Genomic DNA, 23,063 nt, shown 5'->3' with positions numbered 1-23,063 from the left:
TGCCAGGTACTTGCTCCACGGTCAGGAGCAGATGCCAGAGGCTAGCGCGGACCCGCTCGGTTCGTCCCTGATTGGGTGGGGGTCCAGGCGCAATTTTCCTGTTGTTAACCGGAGTTGGCGACGGGCGTCCCACGACCTGTGAATGGCCCCAGCCGCCCCAGCGGGGGACGTGGACGTATGCCGTGCATTACGTGTCGTTGAAAGTCTGCTCATTCTTCACGGGCCCTCTGGCGAGCCCTTCGTTCCGCGAGAACGATGGCCGGTATGTCTTCAGAACCGCCGGCCGCGCCGGAGGATGCCGCGGCCACGCTGTTGAACGCGCTCCGTGCCGCACTCGCCCTCCTCGACGACATGGAGGCGCTGCGCACGGAGAACCGTCAGTTGAAAGACGCCCTGGAGGGCCGGGCGCTGATCGAGCGGGCCAAGGGCATGCTGATGGCCCGGCAGGGCTGCGACGAGGCGACGGCCTTCCGGGCCCTCGTCGCGCTCGCGCAACGGGAGGGGCGGAAGGTGAGACTGGTGGCGGCGGACGTCGTGGCGGGCTGAGCGGACGCTTTCGGTCAGCTCTTCGTCGCTCACCGTGAGGGGGTTCGTGGGTGAAGGGCACCCTGAATCCTTGGTATCGTTGTGGTGTCGCTGCGGGGCTGCTCGTCAGCGCGCAGACACCTTGTCCGGGTGGCGGAATGGCAGACGCGCTAGCTTGAGGTGCTAGTGCCCTTTATCGGGCGTGGGGGTTCAAGTCCCCCCTCGGACACAGAGAGTAGCGATGAAGTGCCGGTCGGGAGAGATCCCGACCGGCACTTTCGTGTATCTGCCCGCGCCTCCGCGGGAATGTCGGCCGATGGCAGGTTTATGCAGGTGAGAGGCGCCCCCCATCCTTGGTATGGTGGTCATGTCGCCGCGGGGAGACCCCGCACACGGGCGACGTACACCTTGTCCGGGTGGCGGAATGGCAGACGCGCTAGCTTGAGGTGCTAGTGCCCTTTATCGGGCGTGGGGGTTCAAGTCCCCCCTCGGACACCAACCCGTGGTTCACGGGATCCGAAGAGTGCTGGTCGAGATTCATCTCGACCGGCACTTTTTTGTTGTCGCGTTGATGTGCGCGAGGCGCTCACACCGACCGGGTGAATGTCTCAGGACCGGCACGGACCGGCGCACCGATCATGGCACGCTGCGGGCGGGGAAGGTGACTGCCGGTAGTGGGGGGACATGGTGGTGCAGGAGGCGACGGTTGGCAGGCGGGCTCGGGTCGGCGGCCCGAGGTCCGGGATCGACGGGCTGCAGGCGGCGCTCGCCGCCGGGTGGGGGCTGTGGCTGCAGCCGGAGTCCGTCCCCGGCCGGGCGCGCACCGTCTGCAGGCCACCGCGGGGGGACGGCGGGTTCGCCGTGCCGTGGGCGGAGCTGCTGTCGACGCTGGCCGGCGGTGCCGCACGGTCGGGCGGACCCGTGCACCCCTCGGTCACGGCGTTCGCCGCCCTGACCAGGACCGGACTCGAAGTGGTGGCCGACGGCCGGGTCGGGCCCGTCGTGTCGGACACCGGATACGGAGCGTGGCGGCCGGGGCCCCTCGTCGACAGTGAGCGCGAGGTCGCCCGGCAGGCGGCGCTGGTCCTTGCCGCGCACGGGCCGTCGCCGCTCCCGTACGAGCAGGCGCTGCGCGTCGCGTACGCCTGGTGGGACGAGCTGGCCGACCATCTGGTGCGCACTCCGGGCGCGCCGCTGCTGACCGTGCCGGGCCCGTTCACCGGGACACCGCGCTACCTCGACCCCGCCTCCGCGTCCTGGGCCGACGGGCTCGGCCGGGACCGGGCCGAGACCCTCGCGCCACGCCTCGTCATCGGGCCGCCGGGGGAGACGGGGGAGGAGGGCGCGCTGCGGCTCGTCGTCCGTGTCGAGCCCGGGGCCGGGGGCGGGCGGACGGCGTACCTGGAGATCGAGGAGGAGCGGAGCCTGCGGCAGACGCTGCGGGCCGCAGGTGCCGTGTGTCCGGCGCTGTACGACTTCGCCCACCGGCCTGAGGTGGCGACCAGCCGCGCGAAGAGCCACCCGGGCTGGGAGATCGACCCGGACACCGCGCTGCGACTGCGCGAGGAGTCCGTCGTCGCCGCGCTCGGAGAGCTGGGGATGAGCGTCGAGTGGCATCCCGCGCTCGAACACGCCCTGGGCGCACGGGTGGTGGCCGGGCACGGCAGCGCCGCCCCGGCGCACGGCGGCGGCCTGAACCTCGAGGCGCTGTGCGACTTCCGCTGGCAACTCACCCTGGACGGCGACGAGTTGACCGAGGAGGAGATGGACCGGCTCGCTGCGGCGGCCCGTCCCCTCGCGCGGCTGCGCGGGTACTGGGTGCTCGTCGACGACGCCTTACGACGCCGGGCCAGGCAGCGCCCCCTGCCCGAACTGCCCACCGGGCAGGCCCTGGTGGCCGCCCTGTCCGGCACGCTCACCGTCGACGGGGACCCCGTGCCCTGCGTCCCCGCCGACGGACTCGCCGCCCTGCTGGCCCGGCTCCGTGCGGGCGGCGCCCCCGCACCGTCCCCCGCCGGACTGACCGCCACCCTCCGCGACTACCAGGAGCGCGCCCTGCGGTGGCTGACCGCGACCACGGGACTCGGCCTCGGCGCGCTGCTCGCCGACGACATGGGACTCGGCAAGACCATCACCGCGCTCGCCCTCCACCTCGCCCGCCGCGACCAGTACCCGGACGCCGGACCGACCCTCGTCGTCTGCCCCACCTCGCTCGTCGGCAACTGGGCCCGCGAGGCCGCCGCCCACGCCCCCGACGTGCCCGTGGTCCGCCACCACGGCCCCGAACGGGCCCTGCCCGACGGGGAGTTCGCGTCCGACGCCCTGGTCATCACCACGTACGGCGTGCTCCGCCAGGACCTCGACCTCCTGGCCGGCCGCCGCTGGGGTCTGCTCCTGGTCGACGAGGCACAGACCGCGAAGAACCCGGCGACCGGCACCGCCCGTGCCCTGCGCCGCCTCACCCCGGACGTGACGGTCGCTCTCACCGGCACCCCCGTGGAGAACTCCCTGACCGATCTGTGGGCCCTGCTCGACCTGGTCAACCCCGGCCTCTTCGGCACCCAGCGCGCCTTCGAGCGCACCTTCGCCGCGCCCATCAGACAGCGCCCCGACCATCCGGCGGCCGGTGCCCTGCGCCGGCTGACCGCACCCTTCGTGCTGCGACGCACGAAATCCGACCCGGCCATCGCGCCGGAACTGCCCGACAAGCTCGTCGACGTACGCCCGGTCCCGCTCTCGCGCGAACAGGCCGCGCTGTACGAGGCGAAGACCCGCGACACCCTGGAACGCGTCGCGCGGGCCCGCGGATCCGAGCGCTCGGCACTCGTCCTCAACCTGATCACCGCACTGCGCCAGATCTGCAACCACCCGGCCCACTACCTGGGCGGCCTGGACGGGGACGAGGGCGCCGAGGACGCCGAGGGCTACGACCCCGACGCCGGCGCCCTGCGCTCCGGCAAACTCGCCGCCCTCGACGACCTGATGACCACCATCAGCGACCGCGGCGAACACGCCCTCGTCTTCACGTCGTACGCCGTCATGGGCCGCCTCCTCGTCCGCCACCTCACCGCGCGCGGACACGACCCCCTCCACCTCGACGGACAGACCCCGCCCGACCGGCGCGAACAACTCGTCGCCGCCTTCCAGAGCGGCGCTCACCGGGCCTTCGTCATCACCCTGAAAGCGGGCGGCACCGGCCTGAACCTCACCCGGGCCGCCCACGTCATCCACTACGACAGGCCCTGGAACCCGGCCGCCGAGGACCAGGCCACCGACCGCGCCCACCGCATCGGGCAGCGCGAGGTCGTCCACGTGCACCTGCCCGTGTGCGAGAACACCGTCGAGGACCACGTCGCCGCCCTCCTCGACGCCAAACGCGATCTCGCGGGCGTCATCGCACCGGGTGCGGCGCAAGCGGGGACCCCGACGTTCGGCGACCTGGGCGACGACGAACTCGCCGCTCTGGTACGGCTCGGAGGTCTGCGATGAGCGGCCGCACCCACCCGTGGGCCGGGGCGTGGGCCGCCGCCCTGAAGGCCCTGCTCGGCCCGCAGGACCAGGCCGCCATGGCGCGCGGCGGAAACCTGCTCGGCCGCGGGGCGCTCGGACAGCTGAACGCCGAGGCCGGCCGTTTCCTCGCCACGGTTGCCGACAAGGGCACGGGCCGGGCGCACCGGGCCGAGGTCCGCATCCCCGCCTTGGACGAGGAGCAGTGGTCCGCCGTCGTCCCCGCCCTCGAACCCTGGCACGCCGTCCTGCGCGACGGGGCGGTGCCCCACGAACTCGCCGACCCCGCCCGCACGGCAGGCCACCGCATCGCGCCGGACGCCCGCGACCTCGTCCTCGCCTGCACCTGCCGCCCGCGACGCCTGCCCTGCGCCCATGTCGCCGCGCTCCTGCAGCACCTCAGCGCCCGGCTCACCGCGACGCCCGCCCTGCTCCTGACCGTGCGCGGACTGTCCCTGTCGCGGATCCTGCGGCGGCTCGCCCCCGCGCAGGCCGTGAGCCCCGGGCCGGCGCCGCCCTCGGGGAGCGTCCCGGGCGAGGACGTCGACTTGTTGGTGGGGGATGCCGCGCGCCGTGCGGGGCTGCTGCTCGGCGGCGCCGCGGAGGCGCCGTCCACCGACCCGCTGACCGATGCCGTACGCGTCCTCGCCACGCCCGCGGGTCTGCCCCGGCTCGGCCACCTCGCCGAGCACACCCGCCGGCCGACCGCCCAGCTGCTGCAGGCCCTGCTCGCGCACCGTTATGCGGGCCCGGCGGCGGCGCACACCGTGGTGCACCCGCCCGCGACCCTGAGCCGCAAGGCCCTGCGCGAAGCGGTCGCCGAGGTGGAGAGTGCCCGCAGAACAGCGGGCCGCATCGACGCGACGGTGGAGGGACGGATCACCGACGAACAGGCCGGCATCGAACTGCGCCGCGGCCCCGACGGCCGCTGGCACCCCTTCACCCGGGGTCCGTCGGGCGACTGGGCCCCGGCACCGGGCGCCGCCGCTGGGGCACGTGCCGCCTACGAGGCCGCCAGAACAGCACATCAACAACGGCGCCGCGTCTGACGGTCCGACGAACCAGTGCGCCGCACGCGCCCCCGTCGCCCCACCCACCGCAAACAATCAACCCGCTGCCTCTTGCAACTGTCAGCGGGTCGCGCATCAATGGACACGGCTCTTCCGACGGACCGTCAGATCCGCACTCGCCGCGCAGCGTGCCGCACCCGCGCGAAGGCGAGGACTCCGTGCGTGGAGCCACTCCGCACCTCCCTCACATGGTCCCCCTCATCGGGAAAGGGAAGTGAACTCATGAGATCTGTCCGACACTTGACGGGCGTGGCGCTCGGCGCCGGAGCCCTCGCCCTGACCGGACTCGCCTTCGCCCCCGCGGCACTCGCCGTCACCCCCCAGACGGCCACGGCCTCGTACAGCTGTGGTCTGTACGGCGGCGGCGAGGCCACTCTCACCGCCGCCCAGGACGGCACCAGCGCGACCATCACCCTCACCTCCGCCGAGATCACCACGCCCGTGAACGTGGCCCAGGACACCGTGAACGCGACGCTGACCATGGCCAGGGCGGGTGGCGGCACCATCGCGTTCACCGGACAGAAGAACCCGGCGATGACGGCCGGCGGGGGTGTCACCGTCGGGCCGCTCAGCGGCACCGTGGCCTCGGGCGACAGCCTCGACGCCTACAACGGGAACATGAAGATGACCATCTTCGGGGTCACGGTGACCTGTACGGCCGACGGGCCGCAGGTGCCGGGACCGTTCGTCTTCGACTGAGCACTGAGTGATACGGACCGGTGTCGCCGAGCGGTGTGCGCGGCACCGGTCCTCGTGCTGCCCTGATGTCGCAAAAATGCTCAACTGGTCCACTCTGTGGTGATATTGACAGCATCTGATGGGTCATCAGTTGAAGCTTTCGCCTTGCATTGACTTCTGCGGCGCCCACGCCGTCAATGACCTCCACCTTCGTGAAGACGTCATGAAGTTCCGTGGAAGATGAAGTGTGAAGGAGGCACGACCGTCATGGCCTCATCCAGTCGAAGACGCCGGTGGGCGGCCACCTTCGGGGTGGCCGCCCTCGCGGCCACCGCCGGGGGATCGCTCGTCCTGCCGGGTTCTGCGCTGGCGGCCCCGGCGGGCGCCAGTGCGTCCGCCGCCGTCGATTTCGCCACCCACTGCGTGCCCCCGCCGATCGCCGGGATCCCCGACATCGACGGCACGACGACCGCCCAGATCAGCGTCGACAACGCGACGCCGAAGGTCGGCGACACCGTCACCGTGACGTACAAGGTGGTCAAGCCCGCCGCGGGCAACCCCGTCGACCTGGCCCTGCCGGCCGACATCATGACCCCGACGGGCAAGGTGCAGCTCGGTGGTGCGCAGAGCGGGAGCGTCACCGTCGCCGGGCCCAAGAAGAACGACCCGGTCCCGGGCAAGGCGCCCTTCCCCTCGTTCAGCATGACCGGCACCTTCAAGGTGACGGAGGCGGGCGCGATCACGCTCTCGCCGGGGGACTACAACATCCACACCAGCTACATCATGGAGCTGGACACCCCGTGCACGGTCACGAACCCGCCCGCGCCCGTCTCCGAGACGGTCACGGCAACGGGCGCGCCGACCACCAACGAGCGTTCCCTGCAACTGAGTTCGGCCTCCGGCAAGGTCGGTGACAGTGTCACCGCCACCGGCACCAAGTTCACCGCGGGTGCCTCGGTCACCGTCGCCGGGTTCGCGAACGGCGCGGTGACCGGTGACAAGGCCACCGCCACCGCCGACGCCCAGGGCGCTTTCAGCGTCGCGCTCCCCGTCAACGACAAGGCGACGACGGGCGTGGTCGCGTACGAGGGTGCGAGCTGGAACGCCGACAAGGGTGCGGGACCCGCCGCGTACGCCGTGACCGACGGGGGCGGTCCGCACCCGCCGGGATCGCTGGACCAGAAGCTCAACACCCAGGTGAACGCCGGGGAGTTGACGATGGCCCAGGCCGGTGACGCGGTCGCCATGGATGCGGTCGGCTTCGGCAAGGGCGGCCGTTCGCGCGGCTCGCTCAACACCGTCACCGTCCAGGACTTCCGCGGCGGGGCGGCGGGCTGGTCGCTGACCGGGAAGGTCACCAACTTCACCGGACCCGGCGGCGCGAGCATCGACGCCGGCAAGCTGAGCTGGACCCCGGTGTGCGTGGACGGCGCGGACAGCCCGAGCCACTGCGCCGCCGGCTCTCCCGGAGCGGTCGGCAAGGACGGGGCGACGCTCGCCTCGGCTCCGAACCAGGCGTTCACGGGCGGCCAGTTCACGGTGGACGCACGGCTCTCCCTGAACGTGCCCGCGTACACCAAGCCCGGTGCGTACTCCGCGGTGCTCACGCTCACCCTCACCTGACGACTTCCCCCCGACGTCAGGTGTGCACAGGCCGGACGACGGACGCAGCGTGTCCGTCGTCCGGCCCTCCGCCGTCGCCCTCCGCTTCTCCGCCGTCGCCCTCTGCCTCTCCGCCTCGCCTCCGCCTCCCCGCCGTCGTCCTACGCCTCCCCGTCGTCGTCCTCCGGCTCTCTGTTGGGGTGTTTCCGCACATGCCTCGTCACCCGCGTCCTCTTCTTCGCTGTGCCCACACCGTGCTGGGCGCCGCGCTCTTCGCCGTACTCGCCGCTCTGCTCGGGGCGCCGCCCGCCGCCGCGGCCGACAACGGCCGGTGGGCCGTCAGCCCCGTCGCGAGCAAGCTCGGACAGCGCCCCTACTTCTTCCTGATGGCCGACCCCGGCAGCACCGTCACCGACAAGGTCGTCGTCGCCAACAAGTCCGCCTCGGCCCTGACGTTCCGGCTGTACGCGGCCGACGCGTACAACACCGTGCGCGACGGCGGGTTCGCCGTCCGCGGCCCGGCCGAGAAGCAGACGGGCATCGGCGCCTGGACCACCACGAAGCAGCCGCGCATCACCGTGCCCGCGCACTCCGCGCGCACCGTCCCGTTCACCCTGACCGTGCCCGCCGGGGCCGAACCGGGCGACCACCCGGGCGCGCTCGTCGCGCTCGACGAGCGGACCCAGCGGGCCGCCGATTCGCTCTCCGTCGGCGTGCGGCAGGCCGTCGGGGCGCGGATCTACCTGCGGGTCAACGGTCCGACCGTCACCGGCCTGTCCGTCGAGGACGTCCGCATCACCCACAGCCAGCCCCTGGTGCCGGGCACCGGCAGCAGCTTGGCGGTGATCTCCTACACCCTGCGCAACCGCGGCAACGTCACGCTCAACCCGCGGGTCAACCTCAAGGCCACCGGCCTGTTCGGGCGGACGCTGCTCAGCCGTGACCTGCGCGCCCTGCCGACCGAACTGCTGCCGCACCAGAAGGTGCGGCTCAGCGAGCGCTGGGCCAAGGCGCCGCAGGCCGACTGGGGCGACGTCACCCTCACCGCGACCGCTCGCGACACCGAGGAGTCGGGATCCGCCTCCTACTTCGCCCTGCCGTGGCTCGTCGCCTCGGTGCTCGGCGCCGTCGTCGTGGCTGCCGTGGCGTGGGTGCTGGTCCGTCGGCGTCGGCGCCGGGGACGCGCGGCGGCGGCACCGGCGGCACCCCGCGTGCGCGTCAACTCGTAAGGTCCGTAAGGCTGTTCAGGCCCGTGAGGTCTGTCGCGCCGGCCAGGGCCGCGCCCCCGCGCGGCGGGAGCGCGACCGTCGTGACCGGCTGCGACGCGGGGCGCAGCCGGTCGTGCGGCTGCGCGGGCGGCTCGACGACCGCGCTGCTCGTGCCGTGGGCGGAGAGCGTCGCGGCGGCGCTGAAGGGCCGGGGCGGCTTCACCCTGATCGCGCTCGACGGCATGGGCGGCTCGGGCAAGTCGACCCTCGCGCAGCGGCTCGCGGAACAGTTCGGCGCCACGATCGTCCACGGCGACGACTTCTACCGCCCCATGGACGCCGACGAACGCGCCGCGCTCACCCCCGAGCAGGGCTACGAGCGGTACTTCGACTGGCAGCGGCTGCGGGCGGAGGTGCTCGGACCTCTCGCGGCAGGTCACGACGCCGCCTACCGTCGCTACGACTGGGGGACCGGCGACCTCGCCCCGGACGAGAAGCACGCCGTGGCCCGCGCCGGAGTCGTCGTCGTGGAGGGCGTGTACGCGGCACGCCCCGAACTCGCCGCGTTCTACGACCTGGTGGTGTACGTCGACACGCCGCGCGACGAGTCCATGCGCCGCCTGCGGGCCCGCGGCGACGACCACGGCCCGCTCGACTGGGAGGCCCGCTGGCGCGCGGCCGAGGAACACTACCTCGCCACCGCCCACCCGAAGGACCGGGCGGACCTGGTGGTCCCGGGGCATTGAGCCACGACCGCTCGGGAATCACTGCTCCGACGGCCAAGTCACCTGCGCCGGAAGGTTGTTGAACGTCGAGTGGTAGCTCTCCGGCGGAGCCACGGAACTTAAGACGTTCCAATGGCCCCGGTCAACACCCGTGCCACACCTTCATGTTGAGCGGCGGCAGCCGCAGGAAAACGATTCGAGCCGCCGGACCCTACGGCACGCGGGCCGTCCACTCCTGCGTACCGAACTTGGTGCGGACGAGCTCCTCGGCCCGGGCCGTCTCCGCCTCGGTCACCCGCCCCTCGGTGAGCCCGTACCGCCCGCGGAACGAGTCGATCATGCGGGAGATGACCTCCTCGCGCGGCAGGCCCGTCTGCCGGCGCAACGGGTCGACGCGCTTCTTCGCGCTCTTCGTGCCCTTGTCGGAGAGCTTCTCCCGGCCGATGCGCAGCACCTCGACCATCTTGTCGGCATCGATGTCGTAGGACATGGTCACGTGGTGGAGCACCGCGCCCTGCCCGGCGGCGATCCGCTTCTGCGCGGCGCCCGCGACCTTGCCGACGTCCGTGGCGATGTCGTTCAGCGGCTGGTACCACGCCTTGATGCCCATGTCGGCCAGCGCGCCGAGGACCCAGTCGTCCAGATACGCGTACGAGTCCTGGAACGACAGCCCGGAGACCAGGGACTCGGGGACCGCCAGGGAGTACGTGATGGTGGACTTCGGCTCCGCGAACATCGCGCCGCCGCCCGAGATGCGGCGCACCACGGTCACCCCGTGCCGCTCGACGCCCTCGGGGTCCACCTCGTTGCGCAGGGACTGGAAGCTGCCGATGATCACCGCCGGGCGGTCCCACTCCCACACGCGCAGGGTCGGCGGCCGGTGCCCGAGCGCGACCTCCTGCGTGATCACCTCGTCGAGCGCCATGTGCAGGACGGGGGACTGCGGGGCGTCGTGGACGAGCTGCCAGTCGTAGTCGCGCCAGTCCGTGGCCTGGGCGAGCGCGCGGCGCACGGCCGTGGCGACCCCGTCGGTGGTCAGGCCGAGCATCGTGGTGCCGGGCGGCAGGGCCGCCTCGACGCGGGCGGCCAGCGTCGCGTGGTCCGCGTCGGCGGGGGCGCCCTCAAGGGCTCCGTTGATCGCGAGGAGCGCGTCGTCCGGCTCCAGGAAGAAGTCGCCCGCCACGCGGACGTCGCGCAGCACCCCGTCCGTCACGTCCACGTCCACCACGACGAGCTTGCCGCCGGGGATCTTGTACTCGCCGTGCACCGTGTGCCGCCTTCCGATGAGGAGTCCTGATACCGGTCAACGCTAACCGCAAGCCGGACATTCCGGATGGTGACGGCTCCTCGCCGCAACGCTTGACACTTCGTCAGATCTCCCCCATCGTGCACCGGCGTCCGCACCGCGCACGGCACCCCGGCAGGCCACCCTTCGGAGGAGCGACGCAATGGACCTCGACGTGCTGTACGAGATCGACGTACCGAAGCCCTGGAACGGCGCCCATCCGCACGGCCAGCGCGCCGCCGAGCAGCGGGCCTACAAGGAGGCCGTCGAGCAGATCAGGCTCGCCGACCGGGTCGGCTTCCGCACGGTGTGGGCGGTCGAGCACCACTTCAGGGAAGGCCGCTCGCACTGCCCCGCCCCCGAGGTGCTCCTCGGGCACCTCGCCGCACTGACGGAACGGATCCGGCTCGGGTTCGGGGTGACGCTGACGCCGTTCGGGTTCACGCCGCCGCAGCGGATCGCCGAGAAGGTCGCCGCCGTGGACGTCCTGTCGGACGGGCGCGTGGAGTGGGGGACCGGTCGGTCCACGCCCATGGAGCAGGCCGCGTTCGGCGTCGACCGGGAGCAGTCGCGGGCCGACTGGCGCGAGGCCGTCGAGATCGTCACCGGGATGTGGCGCGAGGAGTACTTCCAGTACGAGTCCGAGCGGTTCCGCTTCCCGCGCCGCATGGTCACCCCGAAGCCCGTGCAGGACCCGCACCCGCCGTGCTGGATGGCGGCGACCTCACCCGGATCGGCCGAGGTCGCGGGCGCCGCCGGGCTCGGCCTGCTCTCCTTCTCGATCATGCAGCCGCTGGAGGCGATGGCCGCGCAGATCGCCGCGTACCGCGGGGCCGCCCGCACTCCGCGCCCGATCACGGACGTCACCACCGACCGCGTCGCCGCCTACACCCTCGTCCACGCCGCCGATCGCCCCTCGCCCCGCGTCTGGGACTCGGTCGCCTGGTGGTACCGGAACCTCGCCCAGTTCACCCTCGACTGGGAACTGCCGCACCTGACCCCCGAAGAGCGCGAGCGCACCTTCCCCCTCCTCACCCCGATCATCGAAGGAACCGTCCCCGTCGAGGAGTTCGACGCGGGCGACATGATCCTCATCGGAGACGCCGAGACCATCGTCCGCAAGGCCAAGCGGTACGCCGACCTCGGCGTCGACCAGCTCATCTGCTACGTCCAATGGGGCTATCTGGAACACCGGGAGATCCTGCGCACCATCGAGGTGCTGGGCAAGGAAGTCGTCCCCGAGCTCGCCTCCTACGTCCCGCGGGGCCGGGCGTCATGACCGAGCCGCTCGACACGACACCCGTCCCGGACTACCCCGCCCTGCACCGCCTCGACGGCCGCGGCTTCGTCCTGCTCGGCGCGGGCAACGGCATCGGCCGGCAGACCGCGCACGCGCTCACCGCCGCGGGCGCGCGCGTCCTGTGCGTCGACATTGACAAGGAGCGCGCCGACGCCGTCGCCGCGCAGACCGACGGCATTCCGTACGTCGCCGACGTGACGAGCAGGCCGGACATGGAGGCGCTCTTCGCCTACGGGGAACGGGAGTTGGGGCCGCTCGGAGGTGTCGTCGACATCGTCGGGATGGCGCACTACGCCGCGCTCGACGCACTCGACGACGACGCGTGGCAGTGGCACTTCTCGATGGTGCTGCGGCACGCCTGGCTCGCCGTGCAGTACGGGGGAGAGGCCGTCGCGCGGGCGGGCGGCGGGCCGCTGGTCTTCGTCGCGTCGGTGTCGGGGCTCACCGCCGCCCCGCTGCACGGCGCGTACGGCGCGGCCAAGGCGGGCCTGATGTCGCTCGTGCGGACCGCCGCCGTCGAGTACGGGCCGCGCGGCGTCCGCGTCAATGCGGTCGCGCCCGGCGTGGTGTGGACCCCGCGCGTCGCGGGCCTGCTGGGCGAGGAGGGCCGCGCGCTCAACGCCGCGAACGCACCGCTCGGCCGCGTCGCCGAGCCCGCCGACATCGCCGCCGCGCTGCTCTTCCTCGCCTCGCCCCTGTCCTCGTACGTGACCGGGCAGACCCTCGTCGTGGACGGCGGGGCCGGGGTGCGGTTCCCCTATCCGACCATCGGGGGTGCGCGATGAGGGAGTTCGTGCGGGGCGCGACGTGGTGGGCGGCGGACGGGCGGCCGGTGCGCGCCGACCCGGTGGACCGGGACCTGATGCCCGCGGACACCTGGGAGCGGGCGCAGCTGCCGGCCGGGGTGCGCCTGGAGTTCCGGGCGCACGGCGCGGCGGCCGTCGAGATCGTGTACGAGGGCCTCGAGCCGACCGAGGCGGACGCGCTGCGCACCGTGCCGTCCGTGTTCGCGGTGGTCGGCGGCGTGGACGTGGCCGCGCTCGCCGGCGCGCACACGGCACGCGTTCCACTGCCGCACAGGGACGGCGTCTTCACCGTCCAACTGCCGGAAGGACTGCGGCCGTTGATCCATGACGTGCGGCCCGTCGGCGGCGGCACGCTGGAACCGGTCGAGCCGTCGCCCCGCTGGCTGGTGTACGGCGACTCGATCGTCGAGGGGTGGGTCGCGTCCCGGCCGCAGTTCGCCTGGCCCGCGGTCGTCCGGCGCACGCTCGGCGTCGAGGACGTGAACCTCGGCTACGCGGGCGCGGCGCGCGGCGAACGCGTCTCGGCCCGGCACCTGGCCGCACTCGACGCCGAGCTGCTCACGGTCGCGTTCGGCACCAACTGCTGGGCGCGCACGCCGCATTCGGCACAGCAGCTGTACGAGACGACCCGCGTCTTCCTCGCCACGGTCCGCGCGGGCCACCCCGACCTGCCGCTGCTCGTCGTGTCCCCGGTGATCCGGCCGGACGCCGAGGAGACGCCCAATGAACTCGGCGCCACGCTCGGCCAGTTGAGGGACGCGGTCGAGCGGGCCGCCCGCGACGCCGCACAGGCCGGTGACCGGCGGCTGAGGCTGCTGCCCGGGCGGCCCCTGCTCGGGCCCGAGCACCTGGTGGACGGGGTGCATCCGGGCGACCGCGGGCATCTGCTCATCGCCCGGGCGGTGGCCGAAAATCTCACGGAGTGGAACAAGAGTGGAGGTGCGTGGGAGACGCCCCTGTAACCGCATTCTGCAAGGCCCTTGACGAATCCCTGTTCGGAGCCGAAAGAATCCGTTGGCACACGTCGGCTTCTGGTGAGATCTGTTGGCTTCGGAGGGGACCCGCTCATGTCCGTCACCCGTAGAACCGTGCTGGCCGCGGGCGCGGCCGGCTCCGTCGCCGGAGCGCTCGCCGTGCCCGCCGCACAGAGCGCGTACGCCGCCGAGCGCGCCGGGACCGTGGGGCGCCGCACCGTCGAACTCAGCGACGGCTGGCGGTTCGCGCTCGTCGACGCCGGCAGCATCACCGACCCGACCGGCGCGTACGCCGACGCCGAACAGCCCGGGTTCGACGACACGGACTGGCGCGCGGTCGCCGTCCCGCACGACTGGAGCATCGAGCAGACCCCCACCACCGCGCACAACACGACCAGCGGCACCGGCTTCCTGCCGGGCGGACTCGGCTGGTACCGCAAGCGGTTCACGGTGCCGAGCGCCTACGCGGGCAAGCGGATCAGCGTCGAGTTCGACGGCGTCTACATGGACGCGAACATCTACGTCAACGGCGAACTCGTCGGCAACCACCCCTACGGCTACACCGGTTTCGCGTACGACATCACCGACCTGCTGCACCTCGACGGCGCCACAGCCAACCTCCTCGCGGTCGAGGTCCGCAACCGGCTGCCCAGCAGCCGCTGGTACTCGGGCAGCGGCATCTACCGCCGCGCCCGACTGGTGGTCACCGAGCCGGTGCACGTCGAGCGCTGGGGCACGTTCGTCACCACGCCCGACCTGGCCGCGACCCTGGAGCAGGGGCACGCGATCGTCGACGTGCGCACCGCCGTCGTCAACGCCTCCGGCGAGGCGCGGGACGTCACCGTCGTCTCCACCGTGCGCGACCCGAAGGGCAGACGCGTCGCCCGCACCGAATCCGTCCTGAAGGCGGTCACCACCAACGCGACGGCGCACGATCAACTGACCGTCGACGACCCGCAGTTGTGGTCGATCGAGACGCCGGGGCACCGCTACACCCTCGTCACCGACCTCCGCGTCGGCGGCCGCACCGTCGACACGTACCGCACCCGCTTCGGCATCCGCCACGCCGTGTTCGACCCCGAGCGCGGGCTCTCCCTCAACGGAACCCACACCAAGATCAAGGGCGTCGACCTCCACCACGACCTCGGCGCGCTCGGCGCCGCGATCCACCCCGACGCCGTGCGACGCCAGTTGAACATCATGAAGTCCATGGGCGTCAACGCCCTGCGCACCTCGCACAACCCGCCCGCGCCCGAGGTCGTCGAGGCCTGCGAGGACCTCGGCATCCTCATGCTCGTCGAGGCCTTCGACTGCTGGCGCACCGGCAAGAACCGCTACGACTACGGCCGGTTCTTCGACGCCCACAGCGACGCCGACATCGCCGAGATGGTGCGCGCCGCCCGCAACTCGCCCGCCGTCCTGATGTGGTCGATCGGCAACGAGATCCCCGACTCCACCCGCACCGAGGGCGTGCCCATCGCCCAGCGCCTCATCGCCGGCATCAAGGCCCTGGACACGACGCGGCCGATCGTCATCGGCTCCGACAAGTACCGCTCGCTGCCCGCTGCGGGATCGCCCGCCGACCAGATCCTGGCCGGGCTCGACGGGCTCGGCCTGAACTACAACACGGCCGCGTCCGTCGACCAACTGCACGCCCGCTACCCGCACTTGTTCCTCTTCGAGTCCGAGTCGTCGTCCGAGACCTCGAGCCGGGGCACGTACCAGGAGCCCGAGCACCTCAACACCGGCGAGAACCACACCCCCGGCAGGCGTGCCACCTCCAGTTACGACAACAACCTCGCCTCGTGGACGATGAGCGGCGAGTACGGCCTGAAGAAGGACCGCGACCGGCGCTTCTTCGCGGGCGAGTTCCTCTGGTCCGGCATCGACTACATCGGCGAGCCGACCCCGTACGACGTCTTCCCGGTCAAGGCCTCGTTCTTCGGCGCGGTCGACACCGCCGGGTTCCCCAAGGACATGTACCACCTCTTCCGCAGCCAGTGGTCCGACGAGCCGATGGTGCACCTGCTGCCGATGGACTGGACGACGCACACGGCGGGGGAGGAGGTGGAGGTGTGGGCGTACGCGAACGTCGCCGAGGTCGAGCTGTTCCTCAACGGCCGTTCCCTGGGCGTGCGTTCCTTCGACGCGAAGAAGACCGTCGACGGGCGCCCGTACCTGGAGACCACGGAGGCCACCGGTGACGACAAGACCGTCACGTCCGGCCCGTACCCGGGCAGCTACACCAGTCCGAACGGCAGCGCCGGCAAGCTGCACCTGATCTGGAAGGTGCCGTTCGCCCCCGGCGAGCTGAAGGCCGTGGCCCGGCGCGGCGGCAAGGCCGTGGCGACGGACGTGCTGCGCACGGCGGGTGCGGCGCACTCCGTGCGACTGACGGCCGACCGCACATCCCTTGCCGCGGACGGGCGTTCACTGGTCTTCGTCACGGCCGAGGTCGTCGACGCCCGCGGCGTGGTCGTGCCCGACGCGGAGCACCTGCTCGAATTCACCGTCCAGGGCGGCGCGTTGGCAGGACTCGACAACGGGCGGCAGGAGAGCGCCGAGCGCTACCAGGCCAGCACCCGCACCGCCTTCCACGGCCTGGCCCTGGCGATGGTGCGGGCGGGCACGGAACCCGGAGCGCTGACGGTGACCGCCCGCGCGGACGGCCTGCGCACGGGCAGGGCGACGGTACGGGTCAGCGGGCCCGCCGGAGCACCCGTGACGCCCGTCGACCCCTTCACCCCCGACCCCGGGCCCGGCGCCCCCAAGTACCCACTCACGGACGCCAGTTACTCCGGCGCCACGACCACCCTGCCCGCCGCCCTGCTCGACGGCGACCCGGCCACGCAGTGGTCCAACGCCTTCCAGAAGTCCGCGACCGCCCTCCTGCCTGCCTTCAGCGGGGCGCGGGCCGAGGACTGGGTGAGCGTCGCGTGGGAGCAGGACCGGGCCGTCGGCCGCATCGAGGTCTCCTTCACCGTCGACGCCAAGCACTCCCTGCCCAAGACGGTCGAGGTGGCCACCTGGGACGGCGAGCGGTACGTCGCCGTGCCCGCCGACGCCCTCGACATCGCCTGGGCATCGGGCTCCGGCACACCGACCGTCCTCACCTTCGACGCCGTGCGCACCCGGAAGGTCCGCCTCACCATGACCAGCGGCAGCCCCGGCACGGCCGAAGGCGCGCTCGGCATCGTCGCCCTGGACGTGGCGGCGTCATGACCCCAGAAGGAATCGACCCCGCCTGGCTGCCCGACGGGGCCCTGCGCGCGGTCGGGGCGCGACGCGTGTGCGTCCGGGGTGAGGGGCTGCTCGTCGACACGGTGCGGTCCGAAGTCGCCCACGCCGTCGCCGGGTTCGGCGGATCGCTGGAGCCGGACGACTCCGGCTGCGACCTGCTGCTGACGCTCGATGCCGATGCCGATGCCGACGGCGACCAAGGACCCGAGGGATGCACCCTGACCCGGACGGCGCGCTGCACCACCGTCACCGCCGCCGCCCCGGCCGGACTCCTGTACGGCTACTTCCACGTCGTCCGGCTCGGCGAGGCCGCGTTCACCGCAGCCCCCGACGAGACGCACCGCCCCGCCCTCGCCCTGCGCATGCTCGACCACTGGGACAACGTCGACGTGCACCCCGTGATGGGCCAGGTCGAGCGCGGCTACGCGGGCGGCTCGCTGTTCTGGAAGGACGGGCGGGCGCGCGGCGACCTCACCCGGATCCGCGCGTACGCCCGACTGCTCGCCTCCTGCGGCATCAACGCGCTCGCCGTCAACAACGTCAACGTCCACGCGAGCGAGACCCGCCTGCTCACCGACCGGTTCGGTGAAGTGGCCGCCATCGCGGATGAGTTGAGGCACTACGGCATCCGCACCCACCTCTCCGTGAACTTCGCCGCGCCCCTGTGGGCCGGTGGCCTCGACACCACCGACCCGCTCGACGACGGCGTACGCGCCTGGTGGCGCGAGGCGGCCGACCGGGTCTACGCGATGGTCCCCGACTTCGGCGGATTCGTCGTCAAGGCCGACTCGGAGGGGCAGCCGGGCCCGTTCGCCCACGGCCGCAGCCACGCCGACGGCGCGAACCTCCTCGCCGCCGCGCTCGCCCCGCACGGCGGCACCGTCCACTGGCGGGCCTTCGTCTACGACCACCGGCAGGACTGGCGGGACCGCACGACCGACCGGGCGCGTGCCGCGTACGACCATTTCGCCCCGCTGGACGGGCAGTTCGCGGACAATGTCGTCCTCCAGGTCAAACACGGCCCGATGGACTTCCAGGTCCGCGAGCCGGTCTCACCCGTCGTCGGGGCCCTGCCCCGCACCCGCGTCGCCGTCGAACTGCAGGCCACCCAGGAGTACACCGGCCAGCAGCGGCACGTGTGCGCGCTCGCACCGATGTGGTCCCAGGTGCTCGGCTTCCGGCCGGAGGGGAACGCGCGGGTCTCGGAGATCGCCGAAGGACTCGTGGCGGTCTCGAACGTCGGCGACGACCCCTTCTGGACCGGCCATCCCCTCGCTCAGGCCAACCTCTACACGTACGGCCGCCTCGCCTGGGACCCCGCCGCCGACCCGTACCAACTCCTGGACGAATGGGCGGAGGTGACGTTCACCCCCGACCTGACGCCGGACCCCGAGCGGCTGCGGTCCGGACTGCGCGCGGTGCTGCACGGTTCCTGGGCCACGTACGAGAAGTACACCGCGCCCCTCGGAGTCGGCTTCATGGTCCAGCCGGGACACCACTACGGGCCGAGCGTCGACGGCTATGAGTACAGCCCCTGGGGCACGTACCACTTCGCCGACCGCGACGGCGTCGGCGTCGACCGCAGCCAGGCCTCCGGCACCGGATACGCGGGCCAGTACGCCAAGCCGTGGGCCGACCTCTACGAGCGGGTGGAGAGCTGCCCCGACGAGCTGCTGCTCTTCTTCCACCACGTGCCGTACACGCACGTGCTGAAAAGCGGCAGAACCGTCGTGCAGCACATCTACGACACCCACTTCGAAGGCGTCGAGGAGGTCGAAGCCGCCCGTGCGACCTGGGCCGCGCTCGCCGACCTGGTGACGCCCGCCCGGCACGCCCGGGTCGCCGAACGGTACGAGGAGCAGCTGCGGGGCGCCCGCGAGTGGCGCGACCAGGTCAACAGCTACTTCCTGCGCAAGTCCGGGATCCCGGACGCGCACGGGCGCCGGATCTACTGAAGCCGCATGAGCGCCACGCCCGGCGGGTCGAGCGTGAACGGCTCGCCGGGCTCGTCGCAGCGCCCGGACCGGAACGTGGTCAGCACCGTCCCGCCGCGCCCGGCCACCGCTTCCAGGCGCTCGGCCAGGTCGCCCTTCACCAGGTGCGGTACGGGTGCGAGGACCACGTCCGGATACTTCACCAGCCGGGACGGTCCGTCGGAGATCTCCAGGGCCCACCAGCTGTCCCAGTCGTCAAGCAGGGCCATGCGCGCGGGCTGACCGCGCCGACGTACTGCTCGCACGCGCCGCGTCCGCGCCGACGGTCAGTGCGCCGTGAAGTCCTCCCGGGTCTCGGTGATCATGGGGCGGCTGGTGCGGAGCAGGGAGAGCAGGAGGAGCGGGGTGAGGAGCAGAGCCGCCAGCTCCGTGCCCCACAGCGTCGCCGCCCCCGCCACGACCAGCGCGCTGAGCGCCCCCGCCGTCGCGCCGCCCCTGCGCAGCAGGAAGTACGCGGCGAGACGCGCCGTGTCCGCCGTGCGGAAGCTGAACAGGGCGGTCAGGACGAGGGAGTTGGCGCCCCACAGCGCGGCGCCCACGCCGATCAGCGCCAGCAGGCCCGCCCACCAGCCGGGCAGCCCGGTCGCCGCGAAGTGCGTGAGGCTGTACGCGATGACCGTCAGCCATGCCAGCAGCGGCACCCACAGGCGCAGCGTGGCCCAGGAGTTGAGGCGCAGGCCGCGCAGGAAGGCCCGCGCGGGACGCAGCTGGGTCAGGTCGCTGCTGCGGTGGTGCAGGGCGTAGAGCGCGGCGGTCAGGGCGGGCCCGAGCGGCACCAGGCACAGCGCCGCGAGCGGCAGTGTGTCAGGGGCGCCGCCGAGGAGGAACAGGACGCAGCCGCCCGGGGCCACCGTCAGGAGCAGCAGCACCTCGACCGTCAGGAGCGTGTGCACCAGGGCGCAGACCCGGGAGAGCGGGCCCTGCCCGAAGGCGGTGGCGGAGACGGTGACCCGGGCGGCGTCGGCCGTGTTCATCGCGGGTCGCCGCCCCCGAGCAGCCGCGACTCGTCCCACCAGGGCGGAGCCTCCTCCACCACCGGCTCGATCTCCACCAGCGTCACCTCGTTGCGCTCCAGCGGGAGGTCGAGCCGAGCCCTCGACTCCCGTACGGGAAGCCGGAGATGGGACCGGGCGGGCTCGGCCGCCTCGTGCAGGACGTCCAGCTGCCGGGAGCGTGGCGAGCGCGGGCTGCCCATCCGCCGCCACGCCGTGTACGCGTTCCCCCGCTCCTCGTCCACGTGCGAGCGGAGCCCGAACACCTCGTCCCCGCCGGCCGGTACCGAAAGGCGCACCGTGTGCCCGTCCGCGCCGGGAGCCGCCCACGCCAGGACCGTCACGCGGCCGTCCGGGTGCCGGGTGACGAGATGGTCGTCGCCGCGCGCGAGGACCTCGTCACCCATGCGGGCCATGAACGCGTACAGGTGGTACGTCGGCTTCCTCACCTGGCGGTGCGTCAGGAGCCCGAATCCGCCGTGGAACAGGGCCGTCGGGACCCCCGCCTCCTCGAACATGTCGCTGAACGTCCAGTACGAGAAGGAGTCGACGAGTTCGCCGCCCCCGGCGAGGACAGGAGCGAGGTACGCCGCGTGGAACGCGGTGTCGTGGATGAGGTTGTCCGGGCAGTACGAGGAGTTGAACTCCGTGATGTGGACGGGCAGTTCAGCCAGGCTCGTGCCCTTCAGCTCCTGGCGCGGCGCCGCGAACTGCTCGAAGAGCCGCCCGGCCGGAGCCAGCGTCTGAACGGAACCGAACGGCACGTGGTCGGCGGGGCCGGACGTGTACGCGTGCCGTGACACGAAGTCGACCGGCAGGCCCCGCCCCTCGACGAACTCCGCGAACCGCACGAGCCACTCGTCGTCCGCGGCCGGCGACAGGGAAGGGCCGCCGACCTGCAGTGACGCGTCGACTTCCTTCACCGCCAAGGCAGTCGACTCGTACAGACGGTGGTAGGCCGCCTGGTCCGCGTCCTTCCAGAACATCGGCAGATCCGGCTCGTTCCACACCTCGACCGGCCAGGTCCGCACCTCCTCGAGGCCGTAGCGGTCCACCAGGTGCGCCATGGTCGCACGGACCAGGTCCGCCCACTCCCGGTGCGAAGAGGGCGGGGTGACGTGTCCGCCCCACCAGAAGACGGTCTGTTCGCCGGACGCCAACTCGCGGGGCATGAAGCCGAGTTCGATGAAGGGCCGGATGCCGAGTTCCAGATACGCGTCGACGACCTGGTCGATGTAGGTGAACGAGTGGAGAACCCGCCGTTCGCCCTGCCACTCGTACGGCCGGTACACGCCCATGCCGTCGCTGAGCAGCCCGTGACCGCGGATGTGCCGGAAGCCGATGTCCTGCTGGATCAGGGCGAGGGAGTCCTGGTAGTCGCGGCGCAGAGCCAACTCGATGCGGCCGGTGCCGACGCACGCACGCCACGCGTCGCCGAGCCGCCCCACCGGCTGCGCGGGGACGTGGACCACTGTCGCGTCGGAGGTCATCCGTTCTCCTTCTGGTAGCGCTCGTAGGCCTTGGTGTGCAGATCGGCGAGGCGTTCGCTGTTCTTCGCCTTCGCCTCGGTGACGTACGCGTCCCATTCGGACAGGGGGCGTTTGCCGAGCACGAACTTCAGCATGTTCTGGTTCATGTGGTCCTTCAGCGGCGTCTCCCAGAGCGTCACCTGCTCCTGGTCCGCGGACCCCAGCGGATGCGGCGGTGCGATGGGCAGTTGCCGCCGGGTGGACATCGCGTCCTGGAACTTCTTCTCGTCCGGGCCGAACGAGGACGACACCAGCTCCCAGCTGCCGCCGTACGTGAACACCCCGTTGAAGAAGCCGTAGTCCTTCTGCAGGTCCTTCGGCGCCTTCGGGTCCGAACCCATCAGCGAGATACCGGACTTGAGCTCGTACGTGCCACCGGACTTGGTGTACGTGACGCCCTCGACGCCCCACTTGCAGAAGGCCTGCCCCTCGTCCGAATACCAGAGCCAGTCCAGGAACTGCATCATCGCGACGAAGGTGTCGCTCTTGAGGGCCTTGCTGGAGATCATCACGCCGTTCTCGAGACGGATGCCGTCGAGGACCACCTCACCGGCGGGTCCGAGCGGCACCGGGACCATCTCGATCTTCGCGCCCTTGACCTGCTTCTCCAGGTTGTAGCGGTAGTTCTGCACGAGCTCCTGGGAATTCGAGCTGATCGCGAACGACTTCTCGCTCAGCAGCTTCTTGATCGCGTCGTCGTCGGTCTGCGTGAAGCTCTCCGGGTCGATGAGCTTCTCGGCGACCAGCTTCCGCAAGTACGCGATGACCTGGCGGAACTGGTCCGTCGTGCCGGTGTAGACGAACTTCTTCGACTTCTGGTCGAAGGTGACGTTGTCGTACGACCACCCGGCGTGGATGCCGTAGGCCTGGCCGAGACAGCCGACCAGCGCGCCCGCGGGGTAGACCGTGTTCGTGCTCCAGCGGTCCGAGAGCGGATAGCTGTCGGGGTACTCGCCCTTGATCGCCTTCAGGGTGTCGTACACCTCGTCCCAGGTGGTCGGCAGGGAGACGCCGATCTTCTCCAGGACGTCGGTGCGGAACGCCAGCGAGCAGGTGGACTTGGGCTTCTCGTGCAGCCCCGGCAGCAGGTAGTACTTGCCGTCGGACTGCCTGATGGAGTCCAGCTCCGGCTCCAGCTTCCACTTCTTGACCTTGTCGCGGAAGTTGGGCATCAGATGCACGTAGTCGCTCACCGGCAGGATCGCGTGCGACGACACGAACGCCACCTCGGAGGGGTGGTACGTCTTCGGGATCAGGAACGGAGCGTCGCCCGAGCCGATCAGCAGGCTGCGCTTCTTCTCGTAGTCGCTCAGCGGCACGTCGACCGGTTCGAGCGTGACCCCCGTGCGCCGGGTGACCTCCTTCCAGAACAGCCAGTCCTTCTTCGTCGGGTACACGGGGTTGTTGTTGTGCAGCACGGAGAGCGACAGCGGCTTCGCGGCCTTGAACTGCTCGCCGGCGCGATAGTTCTTCATCGCGCCGTCCTGCTTCTTCGACAGGTCCTTCGCGTCACCGTCGTCGTCACCGCTGCCGCAGCCGGTGAGCGCGGCAAGGCCCGCGAAGCCCGCCGCGGCGAGCAGCGACCTTCTCGACAGCCGACCGTGGTTCGTCACATGAACTCCCTTGTT

Annotated in this window: 17 protein-coding genes and 2 tRNA genes; 14 read left to right on the top strand and 5 right to left on the bottom strand. The window is 71.8% G+C overall.

The window, feature by feature from the left end:
- The first annotated feature begins 264 nt into the window (after nucleotides 1-264).
- The 9 genes from ACIBUY_RS01890 to ACIBUY_RS01850 all read left to right on the top strand — a co-directional run bounded on the left by ACIBUY_RS01890 (nucleotide 265) and on the right by ACIBUY_RS01850 (nucleotide 9,336).
- On the top strand, nucleotides 265-546 hold the full coding sequence (locus tag ACIBUY_RS01890) for an ANTAR domain-containing protein (protein WP_365574140.1): 282 nt from the start codon (nucleotides 265-267) through the stop codon (nucleotides 544-546).
- Between the two features lie 123 nt (nucleotides 547-669).
- Nucleotides 670-754 (top strand) — tRNA-Leu (locus ACIBUY_RS01885).
- A gap of 181 nt (nucleotides 755-935) precedes the next feature.
- A tRNA-Leu gene (locus ACIBUY_RS01880) sits at nucleotides 936-1,023 on the top strand.
- 186 nt (nucleotides 1,024-1,209) lie between these two features.
- Nucleotides 1,210-4,014 (top strand): DEAD/DEAH box helicase, encoded by a 2,805-nt coding sequence (locus ACIBUY_RS01875; RefSeq protein ID WP_399151411.1) that lies wholly within the window; start codon nucleotides 1,210-1,212, stop codon nucleotides 4,012-4,014.
- Nucleotides 4,011-5,081: a hypothetical protein gene (locus ACIBUY_RS01870; RefSeq protein ID WP_399151410.1), complete on the top strand. Its 1,071-nt coding sequence runs from the start codon at nucleotides 4,011-4,013 to the stop codon at nucleotides 5,079-5,081. The genes ACIBUY_RS01875 and ACIBUY_RS01870 overlap by 4 nt, the downstream gene beginning before the upstream one ends.
- 243 nt (nucleotides 5,082-5,324) lie before the next feature.
- The gene (locus ACIBUY_RS01865; protein WP_399151409.1) at nucleotides 5,325-5,801 is read left to right on the top strand and encodes a hypothetical protein; all 477 of its coding nucleotides are present in this window, start codon (nucleotides 5,325-5,327) and stop codon (nucleotides 5,799-5,801) included.
- A gap of 246 nt (nucleotides 5,802-6,047) precedes the next feature.
- Nucleotides 6,048-7,403 (top strand): beta-xylosidase, encoded by a 1,356-nt coding sequence (locus ACIBUY_RS01860; RefSeq protein ID WP_399151408.1) that lies wholly within the window; start codon nucleotides 6,048-6,050, stop codon nucleotides 7,401-7,403.
- A 191-nt stretch (nucleotides 7,404-7,594) separates the two neighbouring features.
- Nucleotides 7,595-8,611 carry a WxL protein peptidoglycan domain-containing protein gene (locus tag ACIBUY_RS01855; RefSeq protein ID WP_399151407.1) on the top strand — a complete coding sequence of 339 codons (1,017 nt, stop codon included), beginning with the start codon at nucleotides 7,595-7,597 and terminating at the stop codon, nucleotides 8,609-8,611.
- A gap of 23 nt (nucleotides 8,612-8,634) precedes the next feature.
- Nucleotides 8,635-9,336 carry a uridine kinase gene (locus ACIBUY_RS01850; protein WP_399151406.1) on the top strand — a complete coding sequence of 234 codons (702 nt, stop codon included), beginning with the start codon at nucleotides 8,635-8,637 and terminating at the stop codon, nucleotides 9,334-9,336.
- 190 nt (nucleotides 9,337-9,526) lie between these two features.
- Here ACIBUY_RS01850 and ACIBUY_RS01845 read toward each other — a convergent pair whose 3' ends face one another.
- On the bottom strand, nucleotides 9,527-10,582 hold the full coding sequence (locus ACIBUY_RS01845; protein ID WP_365574119.1) for a biotin/lipoate A/B protein ligase family protein: 1,056 nt from the start codon (nucleotides 10,580-10,582) through the stop codon (nucleotides 9,527-9,529).
- Between the two features lie 181 nt (nucleotides 10,583-10,763).
- On the opposite strand from ACIBUY_RS01845, the gene ACIBUY_RS01840 reads away from it, so the two are divergent.
- The 5 genes from ACIBUY_RS01840 to ACIBUY_RS01820 all read left to right on the top strand — a co-directional run bounded on the left by ACIBUY_RS01840 (nucleotide 10,764) and on the right by ACIBUY_RS01820 (nucleotide 18,875).
- Complete coding sequence (locus ACIBUY_RS01840) at nucleotides 10,764-11,879, top strand: LLM class flavin-dependent oxidoreductase (RefSeq protein ID WP_399151405.1); 1,116 nt, start codon at nucleotides 10,764-10,766, stop codon at nucleotides 11,877-11,879.
- Complete coding sequence (locus ACIBUY_RS01835) at nucleotides 11,876-12,685, top strand: SDR family oxidoreductase (RefSeq protein ID WP_365574113.1); 810 nt, start codon at nucleotides 11,876-11,878, stop codon at nucleotides 12,683-12,685. Before ACIBUY_RS01840 ends, ACIBUY_RS01835 begins: the two co-directional genes overlap by 4 nt.
- Nucleotides 12,682-13,668, top strand: coding sequence for an SGNH/GDSL hydrolase family protein (locus ACIBUY_RS01830; RefSeq protein WP_399151404.1), 987 nt, complete (start codon nucleotides 12,682-12,684; stop codon nucleotides 13,666-13,668). The genes ACIBUY_RS01835 and ACIBUY_RS01830 overlap by 4 nt, the downstream gene beginning before the upstream one ends.
- A gap of 105 nt (nucleotides 13,669-13,773) precedes the next feature.
- The gene (locus ACIBUY_RS01825; protein ID WP_399151403.1) at nucleotides 13,774-16,902 is read left to right on the top strand and encodes a sugar-binding domain-containing protein; all 3,129 of its coding nucleotides are present in this window, start codon (nucleotides 13,774-13,776) and stop codon (nucleotides 16,900-16,902) included.
- Complete coding sequence (locus ACIBUY_RS01820; protein ID WP_399151402.1) at nucleotides 16,899-18,875, top strand: alpha-glucuronidase; 1,977 nt, start codon at nucleotides 16,899-16,901, stop codon at nucleotides 18,873-18,875. Before ACIBUY_RS01825 ends, ACIBUY_RS01820 begins: the two co-directional genes overlap by 4 nt.
- Here ACIBUY_RS01820 and ACIBUY_RS01815 read toward each other — a convergent pair.
- Genes ACIBUY_RS01815 through ACIBUY_RS01800 form a run of 4 tightly spaced genes read right to left on the bottom strand, consistent with a single transcriptional unit; the run spans nucleotide 18,869 to nucleotide 23,048 of the window.
- A complete protein-coding gene (locus ACIBUY_RS01815) occupies nucleotides 18,869-19,123 on the bottom strand; it encodes a beta-galactosidase trimerization domain-containing protein (protein WP_399151401.1) in 255 nt (84 codons plus the stop codon). The genes ACIBUY_RS01820 and ACIBUY_RS01815 overlap by 7 nt on opposite strands.
- Nucleotides 19,124-19,180: 57 nt before the next feature.
- Entirely contained in the window at nucleotides 19,181-19,888 is a 708-nt protein-coding gene (locus ACIBUY_RS01810) for a hypothetical protein (protein WP_399151400.1), read from the bottom strand.
- Nucleotides 19,885-21,378: a xylan 1,4-beta-xylosidase gene (locus tag ACIBUY_RS01805; RefSeq protein WP_399152146.1), complete on the bottom strand. Its 1,494-nt coding sequence runs from the start codon at nucleotides 21,376-21,378 to the stop codon at nucleotides 19,885-19,887. The genes ACIBUY_RS01810 and ACIBUY_RS01805 overlap by 4 nt, the downstream gene beginning before the upstream one ends.
- Before the next feature lie 14 nt (nucleotides 21,379-21,392).
- Nucleotides 21,393-23,048 carry an extracellular solute-binding protein gene (locus tag ACIBUY_RS01800; RefSeq protein WP_399151399.1) on the bottom strand — a complete coding sequence of 552 codons (1,656 nt, stop codon included), beginning with the start codon at nucleotides 23,046-23,048 and terminating at the stop codon, nucleotides 21,393-21,395.
- Between the last annotated feature and the right edge of the window lie 15 nt (nucleotides 23,049-23,063).

Origin of the sequence: Streptomyces sp. NPDC050085, assembly GCF_044460595.1 — a bacterium.
Taxonomy (GTDB): domain Bacteria; phylum Actinomycetota; class Actinomycetes; order Streptomycetales; family Streptomycetaceae; genus Streptomyces.
Note: the sequence above shows the minus strand (reverse complement) of the source record. Positions and strands in the feature narration are given on the sequence as shown.